The sequence below is a fragment of the Dyadobacter jejuensis genome, assembly GCF_003149085.1.
In the GTDB taxonomy this organism is placed as follows: domain Bacteria; phylum Bacteroidota; class Bacteroidia; order Cytophagales; family Spirosomataceae; genus Dyadobacter; species Dyadobacter jejuensis.
In genome coordinates this window covers 472084-484874 of the sequence record NZ_QGDT01000003.1, presented here as the reverse complement: position 1 = coordinate 484874, position 12791 = coordinate 472084, and the positions used below count along the sequence as shown (strand labels likewise).

The window sequence follows — 12791 nt, the reverse complement described above, 5'->3', positions numbered from 1 at the left end:
CCTATTTTTGGTAAAAATGGGGTGTTTTTCAATTTGGTAAAATGGCTGGGGTTCCAATAAAAATGCCTTTCGTTTCAGAAACGAAAGGCATAAAAGTAGCATGGCTACTGAATTATTTTCCAAACAGGCCGCCAAGCATCCCGCCTAGATCCAAGCCACCAGCAGGTTTTGAATCTGACTGGCTGCCGCCCATTAAGCTGCCGCCTACCCGAATGAGGTCGTTCATGTCGAGTTTGCCGTCGGCAAGTGCATAGCCAACTTGGTTAAAATCGAACCCTGAGCTTTGGGCTCCAGCATTTTGTTGGCCTCCCATCAGATTGCCCAGTATACCGTTAAAATCGATGCTGGAATCGCCAGGATTACTTACTTTACTGATAAGGCTGCTCAATACACCAGGTAATACAGAGGCTACAATTCCAGAAGCAGCACTGCTATTAAGTCCAAATTTTTGGGTGATCGAATTAATGGCGTTCCCCGCTATAGAGGCTACAATAGGATTGTCCATCAGACCAGAGGACGAAGACTGAACATCTTTCCCTGAAAGTAGTCCCATTAATCCTTGCATATTTCCCGATTGGGCTTGTTGTTGCATTCCTCCTGTAATCGATCCTAGGATGGTCTGCATCACATCGGTATTATTTTCATTAGGAACCTGTGGGTTCTCTACAATGGCTTGTTGCGAATTTTCCTGAATGAGGCCTAAGAGTTGTTCTAGCATGGTGGTTGTGTTATTGTTCTTCCTTGAGACCATTCTCAATGATGGAAGTAACGATATTATCTTCTATAATCAAAAAAAATCCCGCCAAATGGCGGGATGCTGTTTTATTTTACTTGATCAACGATCGCTTTAAAAGCATCGGGATGATTCATAGCCAAGTCGGCTAGAACTTTCCGGTTAAGAGCAATGCCCTTGCTTCCTAACTTGCCCATCAGCTGAGAGTATGAAAGACCGTGGATACGAGCTCCAGCATTAATACGCTGAATCCATAAAGCACGGAAATGGCGTTTCTTTTGTTTACGACCTTCGTAGGCATAGCTTAAGGCCTTGTCTACGGCATTCTTGGCAACGGTCCATACATTCTTGCGACGGCCGAAATAACCTTTCGCTAGTTTTAAAACTTTTTTACGTCTTGCACGCGACGCTACGTGGTTCACTGAACGTGGCATAATTAAACTGTTTTTGATAGTCGGCGCTCACGATGATGAGTCTTAGGGGCCGGCAATCGGGTTGAACAAAAAACCGATATGGTATTTTACTTTTTTGTGGGATGCGTAATTACTTACGAAGCATCGCCAAAACTTGCTTCTCGTTGCTCACATCGATAAGACCAGTTTTCATCAATCTGCGCTTGCGCTTGTTCGATTTTTTGGTCAAAATGTGGCTATGGAAAGCATGTTTGCGTTTGATCTTACCTGTTCCAGTAAGCGAAAAGCGTTTTTTCGCACCAGAAATGGTTTTCATTTTAGGCATAATACGAATTGAATAGTTGATTAAATATAAAACAGCGCGCAAAATTAAGCATTACTTATTAAAATAAAAAATCGTAGTCAGGCACTTTCTACCTGATTACGATTTTTTAAGGTTAATAATCCTTATTTTTTTGCAACAGCAGGAGCTAGAATGATGGTCATACGTTTGCCCTCTAATTTGGGCTGCATTTCCAATTTGCCATATTCGGAAAGTGCCTCCGAAAATTTGTTCAGCAAGTTGCTCCCTCTTTCTTTAAAGACGATCGTCCGACCTACAAAATGAACATAGGCTTTCACTTTTGATCCCTCTTTCAGGAAGTTAATGGCATGCTTTAGCTTAAACTCAAAATCGTGGTCATCGGTATTAGGTCCGAAACGGATCTCTTTAATGACTACTTTTTGTGCCTTGGCCTTTATCTCCTTTTGTTTCTTTTTTTGCTCGTATTTGAATTTGGAGTAATCTACCACCTTACACACTGGTGGAACAGCCGTAGGTGCTATTTCTACAAGATCCAGACTTTGCGATTTAGCCATGGCCTTTGCTGTAGCGATATCAACCACTCCTGGTTCTATATTTTCGCCTACTAGACGGACTTCTTTTGCTGTGATTCGATCATTTATTTTATAGGGTTCTTCGGGAACTCTGAACCGGCCACTATGGGGTCTTAATGCCATAAAGTATTGGATTGGTGATTTTTTGTTAAAATGTGGAAATCATGGGTTTAACACGACTTCCACAAAAATAGTGCCTTATTTGCTTAATTATAATAATTTATGCCGAAAACTTCAAACTTTTGCTTCTTTTTTGAAAAAATCAGCAAATTCTGCAATGGTGAGGCTTCCTAAATCTCCTTCACCCTTGCGGCGAATCGATATTTTACCCTCTTCCATTTCCTTTTCACCTACTATGATCATAAAAGGTACCTTGGTAACTTCGGCATCTCTAATTTTTCTTCCGATTTTTTCGTCACGATGGTCTACAAAACCACGGATGTCGTGATCCTGGAGTTGGAAAAATACTTCTTCGGCATATTCCGCATACTTTTCGGAAATGGGAAGAATGGCGATCTGGTCGGGCGATAACCATAGGGGGAATTGTCCGGCCGTATTTTCAATTAGGATGGCAATGAAACGTTCCATCGAACCAAAAGGTGCCCGGTGAATCATCACTGGCCGATGCTTTTGGTTGTCGGAGCCGGTATATTCCAATTGGAACCTTTGAGGTAGCTGATAATCTACCTGAATAGTACCCAGCTGCCATTTCCTTCCCAAGGCATCGCGTACCATAAAGTCGAGCTTGGGGCCATAAAATGCCGCCTCACCCAATTCTGTGACTGTTTCTAAGCCTTTTTCGGCGGCTGCTTCTATAATGGCCGTCTCTGCCTTTTCCCAGTCCGAGTCGGCTCCAATGTATTTCTGCTTGTTTTCAGGATCCCTTAGCGATATTTGAGCGCTATAGTCGTCGAAACCTAAGGAGTTAAAAACATAGAGCACCAAGTCGATGACCTTTAAAAACTCCGACTTTACTTGGTCGGGACGGCAAAAAATATGTGCATCGTCCTGAGTAAAGCCTCTTACACGGGTTAGTCCATGTAGCTCGCCACTTTGTTCGTAGCGATATACCGTGCCAAACTCGGCGAAACGTATGGGCAAATCCTTATAAGAGCGTGGTGAGGTCTTATAAATCTCACAATGGTGAGGACAATTCATCGGCTTCAGCAGATATTCCTCGCCAATATTCGGCGTTTTAATAGGCTGAAACGAATCCTTGCCATATTTGTCCCAGTGCCCTGAAGTAACATATAGCTCCTTGCTCCCTATATGTGGAGTGACTACCGGAAGGTATCCGGCACGGGTTTGGGCTTTACGTAAAAAGCTCTCGAGTCTTTCCCGAAGCATGGCTCCTTTAGGAAGCCACAAGGGCAGGCCTTGGCCTACTTTTTCGGAAAAAGCAAAGAGTTCGAGGTCCTTACCGAGGCGCCTGTGGTCCCGTTTTTTGGCCTCTTCCATCAGGGCCAAATGTTCGTCGAGCTCTTTTTGTTTTGGAAAGGTGATCCCATATATACGGGTAAGCATTTTATTCTCCTGCTTATTCCTCCAGTAAGCACCGGCAATATTGGTGAGCTTAATGGCTTTTATGATTCCTGTATTGGGGATATGTGGTCCCTTACATAGATCCGTGAAATTCCCTTGCTGGTATAAAGTGATGGAGCCATCCTCTAGGCCATCTAGTAATTCGAGTTTATATTCGTCGCCTTTCTCCTTGAAGTAGGCGATGGCTTCCTCTTTGCCGATCGGTTGGCGGACATACTCGTTTTTCTGCCTAGCTAGTTCTAGCATTTTGGCTTCAATTTTTGGGAAGTCATCTTGCGAAATACTATGCTCTCCTAGGTCGACGTCGTAATAAAATCCGCGTTCGAGTGATGGACCCGTACCAAATTTTACTCCAGGGTACAATGCCTCCAAAGCTTCGGCGAGCAAATGGGCCGAAGAATGCCAAAAAGTGGCTTTCCCATCGGTATCGTTCCATGTTAGAAGTTTGACCAAGGAGTTTTCTTCGATGGCTCTTCCCGGGTCCCATACCTCGTTACCCACTTTTGCGGCAATTACATTTCTGGCTAACCCTTCGCTAATGCTTAGGGCTATTTGCATGGCTGTTACTCCTTTGGGGTAATTCCTTTGGCTACCGTCAGGGAGTGTTATAATAATTTCTGACTCGTCTTTCATTCAATTATGCTAAATATGGCGTTAATGCACTTTTTTCCTTTGAGGAGAATATCCTGCAAATCTATTCAATTTTGGCCTTTTTAAGGGTATCTATCTGTAAAATTGTAGTTCCCCGTCGTTGAAGTGGCTTTAGAATAGTTCTCGAACTATCCCTTTGGAGTCCCGCCTCAGCCGCAGGCTCTACAATAGGCGTGTTTTCGAGGTAGGTATTCTCTCGCTGCTGCATACGATACATTCCGTAACGGGCGTCTTGATTGACGGGATCGGTAGATAAAATATCGTTATAAAGTTCCCGAGCTTTCACAAAGTTCCCGAGTTTTTCATAGGCATACCCCGTCAGGCTTAGGATCTTCAGGTCTCTATCCCTGATCTGGTTGAGCTTGTCTAAGGCAGGTATGGCTTTGGCATAGGCATGATGAGCGATGGCCGTTTGAGCCAATGCCAACAATGCTTTTTCGTATTGGGGGGCGATGGCGATGGCTTTTTGGTATTGGATCAGAGCCGTGTCCAGTTCGGTAATGCTGCGATATATTTCGCCCCTCTCAAAATATAACTCCGGAATATCCGTAAAGCGCTGTAGCGCCAAGGCGTTGATCTGCAGTGCTTGCTCGGGCTGGTGGAGCAGTCGGTAAAGCCTGCTCGACTGTTCATAGGCTCTTCTAAGCCTGGGATTCAGGGTGATAGCCTCTTGCAAGCTTCTCAACGACGATAGGCTGTCGCCTTGGTGGGCCTGAATCATTCCCTTTACGTAATACACCGAACCGTCGTAGGGGGTCATTTGCATCGCCTGGTTGAGATAAGCAATGGCCTTCCGATAGTCTAGGTTCGACTGGTATATATCTGCCAGAAGGATATATAACTCCGGACTACTCTGTTGTAGGGCTTCTGCACGTTCGGCATCGGCCTGGGCCTTGGCCAAGCTGCCCATTTCCAAATACACCTTACCCCGAAGCAGATAATAGTCCGATTGGTTTTCGTTTTCATTAATGGCCTTGTCAATATCCTCTAGGGCTAGCTTATAGTCCTCTTGGTCGTAGTAAATACGGGCTCTTTTAAAATAGTTGCTCTCCAAGTTTATGCCCCTCTGCAGTAGATCGGTAAGCGCTGTAATGGCCGTTTGCTGCCAGGCATCTTTGGAATACTTGATCGTAGGTGGAATTCGCGTATCGCTGGAGGTGTCCTTTTGGCACGATAAGAACAATAGGGGCACGAGCAATCCCCATAGATATACTTTTCGAAATGCCTTGGTCCTAGTCAAGCACGTCGGTTCACCTATCCAATTGGAGTAGTCGTATAAAAACAAGAAGTTTTCTTTCTTAGTCAAGATGATAATCCTTAAAGATCCGAAAATCTGGAAAACACCCCCAAAGGTAACTTTTTCCCGAATTCATCGGGGATGTACAGTTCACCGAATTGATGCGCAGACTCCTCACCGAAATGAGTTTTAATGAGATTTTCGACGATCAACGCGGATAGGCCCAGGGAATATAGATTGATGATAAAGAAAAAATGTTCTTTTTTTAAGAGCTGTGCCGATAAGCGCAACAATTCATTGAGTTGTTCCTCCAACACCCATTTTTCACCATCGGGTCCTCTGCCATAGGCCGGAGGGTCCAGTATGATGCCGTTGTATTGCTTACCCCTTCGCACTTCACGCTGGACGAACTTTACGGCATCTTCTACTACCCATCTGATGTTATCGAGGCCCGAAAGCTCCATATTCTCGCGCGACCAACTGATTACTTGTTTTACAGAATCGACATGGGTCACGTCGGCACCACAGGCCTTAGCGGCCAAAGAGGCTATGCCGGTGTAGGCGAAAAGATTTAATACTGTGGGTTTCTCTTCCTGTACCTTACCTAGTTTCTCGGCGATATAATCCCAATTGGTAGCCTGTTCAGGGAACATGCCCACGTGTTTGAAAGACGACAAAGCCAGCTTGGCTCTAAGGTGAAGTTTTCCTGAGCGGTACTGAATTACCCACCTTTCAGGCATATCCTTTTTGGTTACCCACTGCCCTTTTTCTTGGGCGTTTTTATCTTTTTTAAAAGTGGCATCACTACGGCTAGCCCATTCGGCCTCGGGGAGCGACTTGTCCCAGATAGCCTGTGGCTCTGGTCTTCTTAAGGTATATGCTCCGAAACGTTCGAGTTTTTCGTAGCCGCCTGAATCTATGAGTTGGTAATCGGTATGGTGATCAGGTGTAAGTAATAGCACGCTAAATGGTTTTTATGTAATAATGATGTAAAGATAAAGGCTATCGATCAACTATAAGCTATTGAAAGGGACAGATTGTTGGGAAGTCGAGCACGGGTAGGGGTGAAGAACGTCAAAAAGCCAATTTTGTAAGGTAAAAAACGTTACGTCTGCCCCGATTTTGTTCAGATGCCTTATTGTTGGTGATTCTTTGAACACCCCAGGCGAGGAAGTATTGGTCGAACCAATAATCGACATCATCGGTGGTTGTCTTTTTTATTTTATCTCCAGCATGTGTACTGGGTACGGTAATGCTGCGTTCCGCTGATATCACCTTGTCTTGTTGGATGACGGTCGTTTTTATGCTTCCCTCCTTGCTGTAGGCTACCGTCAGTTGTCCATTGGGCTCATTTTGGACTTTAATTTTTTGGCGTAATTCCATACTCTTCATTTCATCGAAACTGATGCTATTATCCCATAGGAGGTCGCCCTTGGGGGAGATTCCCGCAATAATGGCATGGGTATAAGTAAAACCATCGAATACCTGTTGGTTGTAGCCTCGGCCAGCGTACATGGGGTTGTATAGGTAAGGATTGTAAAGTCCCCGGCCAAAAGAATAGCCCATGAGGTTGCTGTACCCCGAGCCCATCCCGGAGGTTCGGTAGGTGAATTCAGGGTAGAATACTTCGGCCGTTAAGAGGAAATTTTCGCCATCGGGTTTCAAGTCGTGCATCAGCAAACGATAATTGAGCTTCAAGTCTTGTCCTGACTCTTTTTTTCTGTCTATTCTTCGCTCCAGCTTTTCTTGTTGCCGGTCGTTCATATAACTAAAGAAGTTTTCAAAATCGGTAAAGCTATGATATCTCGTATATACCTCCTTTTGTCGTATAAACTTACTGATATACAACCCTTGAGATGCCGAGGCATTGCTACTCTGCATGTTTCTATAACCATAGGTTCCTACCAGCAGCTGGGTGCTATCATTCAAAATTTGTATCCTGCCATTCAACAGGGAATAGTCTTGATCTGGCGTTTGTTGTATTTCAATGGCCTGTTGGCCGTCTTCGGTGTAGGCCCGCACCATTATTTTTGTCTGGCGGTTCTTTTTTATGGCAAAGTTCACATTGACCAGCCGGTTTACAGCATCCAGTTCTAAAGATTGTATGACCGTTGACCCTTTTATGGCTGTGGGTAAGAGCCGGGTTTGGGCGTTGTCGAGCCTGGAGTGAAGCAGTACGGCTTCATTTCGTATGGTTCCGGCCATAAACATCGAGTAGCCCAATGTTACGAAGTCGGTAATTTCGAACTTGGCCACGGTCTCAATTTGAAAAGTCTCCAAAAATCCCGGACCTATATTGACTTTCACAATGGTGTAATAGACGCTACGATTCTTGCCAAACAACAGGAACACCGAATGGCCGTCAAATGACGACGAAATGAATTGGAGGCTAGGCTCTATCGGACCTTCAATGGACCATATATTACTTAACTCACTATTGAATTTTTGAACCAAAAAGGCCCCTTTATTGGGCTTAGAAACTACAATTACCCCTTCGTGACCCAGCGGGATGGTTTGGATACTCTCCGTATTCCCCTCTGTCGGGATTTCTATCCTTTTTATTTCTTGGGCATATCCTATCTGTCCACTGACGTATAACGCCAGTGCTAGCACGAGTCCTATCCAATAGTACCCTCTATGTTTCATAAGCTAGTGCGACAATATGATCGAACTCTTCCGCCTTTAGGGGGGCTACCGAAAGTCGAGAATGTTTTACTAAGGCCATATCCTGTAAGGTAGGATCTTGCTTAATCTGCTTAAGGCTGATGGCTTTGGGGAGCTTAGCAACTGGCACAAAGTTGACAACCACCCAACGGGGATCGTCCGTGGTGGGGTCAGGATAATGTTCCTTTGACACTTTGGCAATTCCCACCACTTCTTTGCCTTCATTGCTATGGTAAAACAGGGCCTGGTCGCCTGTTTTCATGGCCATCATGTTGTTACGAGCCTGGTAGTTCCTTACTCCATCCCACATGGACTGGCCTTCTTCTACGAAATGATCCCATGAGTATTTGAAAGGTTCTGATTTGATCAACCAATAATTCATGCTAGGTTATTTATATTTTATGCGGGCTCAATTTTATAATGAAATTGAGCCCGCCCGTCTTTTGTACTAAAATCAAGGAAATTTGGGGAATTTGCTAAAATCCGGTGTTCTTTTTTCAAGAAAAGAATTAAAGCCCTCCTTGGCTTCTTCGGTTAGGTAGTAGAGTAGGGTAGCGTTGCCGGCCAACTCCTGAATACCTGCTTGTCCGTCCAGTTCGGCATTGAAAGCCGACTTCAGCATGCGGATGGAGAGAGGGCTCTTAACTTGAATTTTTTTACACCATTCTACCGTCGTCGCTTCGAGTTCTTCTAGAGGAACTACCTTATTGACTAGCCCCATGTTGAGCGCTTCGGTAGCATCGTACTGATCACATAAGAACCATATTTCTCTCGCTTTTTTCTGACCTACCACTCTGGCCAGATACGAGGCTCCAAACCCACCGTCAAAACTTCCTACTTTAGGTCCGGTTTGTCCGAATTTGGCATTGTCGGCGGCGATGGTCATGTCGCATATCACATGCAGCACATGTCCTCCTCCAACGGCCCATCCAGCCACCATCGCGATAACTACTTTGGGTATGGACCGTATCATTTTCTGTAGATCCAATACGTTTAAGCGAGGTACATGGTCCTCACCTATATATCCTCCATGCCCCCGTACCGACTGGTCGCCACCCGAGCAAAAGGCCTTGCCTCCTTCTCCTGTGATGATAATGACTTCTATGCGAGGGTCCTCCCTGCAGATGTGCATGGCATCGATCATCTCTTGCACGGTTTGCGGAGTGAACGCATTATGCTTATGGGGACGGTTAATACTTATCTTTGCTATGCCCTCATGAAGAGAAAATAGGATATCTTGGTATTCTTTGATGGTTTCCCACTGAATCGAACTAGACATATAACTGTTTTTGTGTTACTTAATAAATCTGTAAAATTATCCGATTAGGATTTTGGCAAGAGGGGCATCAACGGAATCCTGCTGTACCCATTGCTGGGTTGATAGATCCATTCTGTTGGAAGCTCCTTACTTGGTATGGCGAAATTAAAGATTGTTTTTCGGACAGTCAAAAACTTATATTTATCTTTCGAATTATAATAGTATAAAAATATTTCGGGCAACTCTGCCATAGACTTTTAGCGTGGCGTTCCCAGGAATTTTTAATCATAGTAGAATACGAATACCCATGCTGTGGAAAACTAATAAGCAAGCAATCCAAAATGGCATAGCCCCAGCCGAAGGTCCTTTTAACGAAGCGTATGTGTTTCTTAAAAATTGGTTGAACGGCCAACAGGAGTTTTATCTGAAAACCTCTGGGTCCACAGGTATACCCAAACAAATTGTACTCACCAGGAATCAGCTAACCGCCAGTGCTTTAGCCACAGGAGAGGCCCTTCAACTGGGGGCTGGTTCTAGGGTGTTGGTTTGCCTGAATACGGGCTATATTGCGGGTATGATGATGCTCGTCAGGGCTATGGTACTGGATTGGGAGCTCACCATCGTACCCCCAGCGGCCAACCCTTTCATAACGCTTCCCGAGTCCGAGGTTTTTGATTTTACCGCCATGGTACCCCTACAGTTGGAAGCTATCTTGACTGACCCTAGGACCCCTCAGGCCTTGGATAGGGTTGCACTCCTATTGCTAGGTGGCGGGCCCGTATCTCCTAGTTTACAGCAAAAAATTTCCCGGACACCCATTCGGGTTTATCAAAGTTATGGAATGACCGAAACGGTAAGTCATATCGCTTTAAAGCGACTAAATCCCGCTTTGGATCCCTATTATACCATCTTACCCGGGATTAGTATTGGGACGGACTCCCGGGGCTGTATCCATATTACAGGGGAGGTGACAGCCGGGCAGCTGGTCCAATGCAACGATTTGGTGCGGATCATCGACGATCGACATTTCGAATGGATTGGAAGAGCCGACAATGTGATCAACTCTGGGGGCGTTAAAATAGTGCTCGACCAGGTAGACCAGAAGATCGCCCTTTGGCTGGCGAGACAAGGGCTGGAGTGGCCATTTTTTACTTGGTACGAATCCGATGAGCGACTAGGTCAAAAATTAGTGCTATTTTTGAACCTTGATGGGCAAAAGCCTTCCAGAAACTGGATTCTTAGCCAATTAAAGCCATTACTATCAAATTATGAAAGCCCCAAAGAAATTTATTTTACCGGAGTGTTCCAGAAAACCGCTACCGATAAGATAGATAAAAAAAAGACGGCTGAATCGTTTTTTAAACAAACAACATGAATAAAGAATTACAACTTCCCGGAAAATACACGGTAAGGTTTCAAACGGCACCAGCCATCCCGGCACCCTTCTCGCATTATGACAGTCTGAAGCTAGATATTCGCTCAGAAAACGATTTGTTCATTGATTTTTCTATAAAGTATTTAGGAAGGGAGGAGCTAACTGAGGACGAAATCTATAATGAAGGCTTTACGATGGACGACGATTTTAGCTGGAAGGGAAAGATTCCTCCTGTCTGGATCGAAGAGTTTCAGGATATTTTTGTTTCCTCAAAGATGATTCGCCGCCGCGAGGAAAACGAATTTGAAGATTTTGTAGAGATTGAACTCGAAGAAGATCATAAATACGTGACAATATACCCGGTCGATCGGGAACGATGGGCTTATTTCTTGCAAGAATTTATGCAAGCCATCGTAGAAGTGGCCGGAAAAGAAAAGCCATTCGAGTTGACCTATATGAATATTGGAGACGAGGAAGTATCTGTCGATCTGACAGCCTCTTTTGCTAGTAAGTCATTTTATATTAAGAATAGTTTGGGTAGGGAGGAAGAGCTCCCTTGGGAACAGCTTAAGCGTATTTTGGACATCATCTATAGTGCCGAATTCCTCTACGAGGAGGCTAGTGATTCTAAACCAAGGAAAAAGGGATCGTATCTGACTGCAGGCGATGGGTTATGGTATCAGCTGGGTGTTAGCGTCCTGGAGCCTAATGCTAAAAGTAAGCATCTTGTTGAAATAGAAAATACCTTTCAGGATCTCTTGACCCGCTAATCGGAAAAGGGAGTTATACTTGTTTTTATATTATTAAAACTCTGGAGGGAGTCGACTCTCCCCAGAGTTTTAACTACATTATCGATTAGGAATTATTGAGTTGCTTAATCTCTGCCGCCATTTCCTCCTGAAGGGCGGCTAGTTTTGCTAAGGATGGGCGGGGCTGGGGGAGTTGTTTGCTCACATAAGCTTTAATAGCCCATACTTCAAGTACCTCGCTAATGGGGACGTCCAAGGGAGGGATATACCCCATTTCTGAAGTCAGGTGCAGGCTTCCAGTACGCTTTACCTTGTTATTGACCTTACGATACAGCACCCCATGTTTTTGGAGCACCAGTACATAGTTTTCGTCATCTTTTATTTCATACCAATTTCCCACAAAAGTCCCTATCAGAATGGAGTCTTTTAAAGGGAAGTCGTCGCCTATCTCGAATGCTCTGTAATAGCCTTGGTCCAAATTGGGGAGCTGAAATACAGGTAGTTGTGATAAATAGGTGGCGTCTCTGTGGCGTTGCAAATACGCTGCCTCTTCCCGTAGCGACACCCATTGGATGCGCGGATAGCGCATATCGGAGGTCGCTGCAGCCTCCTGCGCGAGGCGGGGCTCAATCTGATTATTAAAAATGGGGATTGAAGTGGCTGGCGCATCCATTCGCTGGTGTGCGGGTGCATGGCTCGGACCAGGGCCCTTGGAGCTGGAGGGCACCGTTTGGGTCGAGGACCCATGTATTGGCCTTAAGTTGATTTGGCGGGAGACAGTTCGGATTTCTGGTGATAAAGGGGTGAACTTCTCAAGGACCCGCTCAATAGGTTGTGGCTCGGACAATACCGATAGGCGGTTAGAAGTAGCGCTATTGGTAGAGCTGGTCGTGGTATGTGCGGAGACGGTCGTCTGCCGCGAAACGTTTAAGGGAAGTAGGGTGTCGGGAGTCTCTCTGAGGCGGCGTAAGTCATTTTTAAGTAGGTTGTCTACGGAAACTCCAAAAGAAGCCGCCATATTTTTTAAATTCGTAATATTAGGGTTCGCTCTGGCCTCTTCATAGGCGCCCAGCAGCGAGCGTTTTATGCCTATCTTACGAGCAAATTGCTCTTGAGTTAAGCCGTTCAATCTCCGGAGGTATTTGATGTTATTGCTGACGATACTCATGGGGTACTGATCATAAATGCTATTTTTAGTAATTAGCAAAATTTTTAGTAAAGAAGCAATATAGATGCCTTTCTGGACATTTACATGCCAAGAGGTATATTTTTTGTAGCTAGTCTGTTGTTTTA

General features: G+C 44.9%; 13 protein-coding genes. 2 read left to right on the top strand and 11 right to left on the bottom strand.

Going from position 1 to position 12791, the window contains the following annotated elements; genetic code table 11:
- Positions 1-112: 112 nt before the first annotated feature.
- From CLV98_RS08920 to menB, 10 genes are all read right to left on the bottom strand, one after another.
- On the bottom strand, positions 113-718 hold the full coding sequence (locus CLV98_RS08920; protein WP_109673951.1) for a DUF937 domain-containing protein: 606 nt from the start codon (positions 716-718) through the stop codon (positions 113-115).
- Positions 719-822: 104 nt separating this feature from the next.
- A complete protein-coding gene (gene rplT, locus CLV98_RS08915; protein ID WP_109673950.1) occupies positions 823-1167 on the bottom strand; it encodes a 50S ribosomal protein L20 in 345 nt (114 codons plus the stop codon).
- Positions 1168-1276: 109 nt separating this feature from the next.
- On the bottom strand, positions 1277-1471 hold the full coding sequence (rpmI, locus tag CLV98_RS08910; protein ID WP_109673949.1) for a 50S ribosomal protein L35: 195 nt from the start codon (positions 1469-1471) through the stop codon (positions 1277-1279).
- A 122-nt stretch (positions 1472-1593) separates the two neighbouring features.
- Positions 1594-2145, bottom strand: coding sequence for a translation initiation factor IF-3 (infC, locus tag CLV98_RS08905; RefSeq protein WP_109673948.1), 552 nt, complete (start codon positions 2143-2145; stop codon positions 1594-1596).
- A 111-nt stretch (positions 2146-2256) separates the two neighbouring features.
- Positions 2257-4197 carry a threonine--tRNA ligase gene (gene thrS, locus CLV98_RS08900; protein WP_109673947.1) on the bottom strand — a complete coding sequence of 647 codons (1941 nt, stop codon included), beginning with the start codon at positions 4195-4197 and terminating at the stop codon, positions 2257-2259.
- A 61-nt stretch (positions 4198-4258) separates the two neighbouring features.
- Positions 4259-5521, bottom strand: coding sequence for a tetratricopeptide repeat protein (locus CLV98_RS08895; protein ID WP_109673946.1), 1263 nt, complete (start codon positions 5519-5521; stop codon positions 4259-4261).
- Positions 5522-5532: 11 nt separating this feature from the next.
- On the bottom strand, positions 5533-6414 hold the full coding sequence (locus CLV98_RS08890; protein ID WP_109673945.1) for a class I SAM-dependent methyltransferase: 882 nt from the start codon (positions 6412-6414) through the stop codon (positions 5533-5535).
- Positions 6415-6526: 112 nt separating this feature from the next.
- Entirely contained in the window at positions 6527-8098 is a 1572-nt protein-coding gene (locus CLV98_RS08885; RefSeq protein WP_109673944.1) for a hypothetical protein, read from the bottom strand.
- Entirely contained in the window at positions 8088-8498 is a 411-nt protein-coding gene (locus tag CLV98_RS08880; RefSeq protein WP_109673943.1) for an EVE domain-containing protein, read from the bottom strand. Before CLV98_RS08880 ends, CLV98_RS08885 begins: the two co-directional genes overlap by 11 nt.
- Positions 8499-8570: 72 nt before the next feature.
- A complete protein-coding gene (gene menB, locus CLV98_RS08875; protein ID WP_109673942.1) occupies positions 8571-9395 on the bottom strand; it encodes a 1,4-dihydroxy-2-naphthoyl-CoA synthase in 825 nt (274 codons plus the stop codon).
- 286 nt (positions 9396-9681) lie between these two features.
- On the opposite strand from menB, the gene CLV98_RS08870 reads away from it, so the two are divergent.
- Entirely contained in the window at positions 9682-10749 is a 1068-nt protein-coding gene (locus tag CLV98_RS08870) for an AMP-binding protein (protein ID WP_109673941.1), read from the top strand.
- The gene (locus CLV98_RS08865) at positions 10746-11519 is read left to right on the top strand and encodes a hypothetical protein (protein WP_109673940.1); all 774 of its coding nucleotides are present in this window, start codon (positions 10746-10748) and stop codon (positions 11517-11519) included. Before CLV98_RS08870 ends, CLV98_RS08865 begins: the two co-directional genes overlap by 4 nt.
- Before the next feature lie 85 nt (positions 11520-11604).
- On the opposite strand, the gene CLV98_RS08860 is transcribed toward CLV98_RS08865, so the two are convergent.
- On the bottom strand, positions 11605-12705 hold the full coding sequence (locus CLV98_RS08860) for a helix-turn-helix transcriptional regulator (RefSeq protein ID WP_229203277.1): 1101 nt from the start codon (positions 12703-12705) through the stop codon (positions 11605-11607).
- Between the last annotated feature and the right edge of the window lie 86 nt (positions 12706-12791).

Bases quoted from the DNA above. Each gene is read 5' to 3' on its own strand.
- CLV98_RS08920 (WP_109673951.1), bottom strand. From the start codon at position 718: ATGCTAGAACAACTCTTAGGCCTCATTCAGGAAAATTCGCAACAAGCC.
- rplT (WP_109673950.1), bottom strand. From the start codon at position 1,167: ATGCCACGTTCAGTGAACCACGTAGCGTCGCGTGCAAGACGTAAAAAA.
- rpmI (WP_109673949.1), bottom strand. From the start codon at position 1,471: ATGCCTAAAATGAAAACCATTTCTGGTGCGAAAAAACGCTTTTCGCTT.
- infC (WP_109673948.1), bottom strand. From the start codon at position 2,145: ATGGCATTAAGACCCCATAGTGGCCGGTTCAGAGTTCCCGAAGAACCC.
- thrS (WP_109673947.1), bottom strand. From the start codon at position 4,197: ATGAAAGACGAGTCAGAAATTATTATAACACTCCCTGACGGTAGCCAA.
- CLV98_RS08885 (WP_109673944.1), bottom strand. From the start codon at position 8,098: ATGAAACATAGAGGGTACTATTGGATAGGACTCGTGCTAGCACTGGCG.
- CLV98_RS08880 (WP_109673943.1), bottom strand. From the start codon at position 8,498: ATGAATTATTGGTTGATCAAATCAGAACCTTTCAAATACTCATGGGAT.
- menB (WP_109673942.1), bottom strand. From the start codon at position 9,395: ATGTCTAGTTCGATTCAGTGGGAAACCATCAAAGAATACCAAGATATC.
- CLV98_RS08870 (WP_109673941.1), top strand. From the start codon at position 9,682: ATGCTGTGGAAAACTAATAAGCAAGCAATCCAAAATGGCATAGCCCCA.
- CLV98_RS08865 (WP_109673940.1), top strand. From the start codon at position 10,746: ATGAATAAAGAATTACAACTTCCCGGAAAATACACGGTAAGGTTTCAA.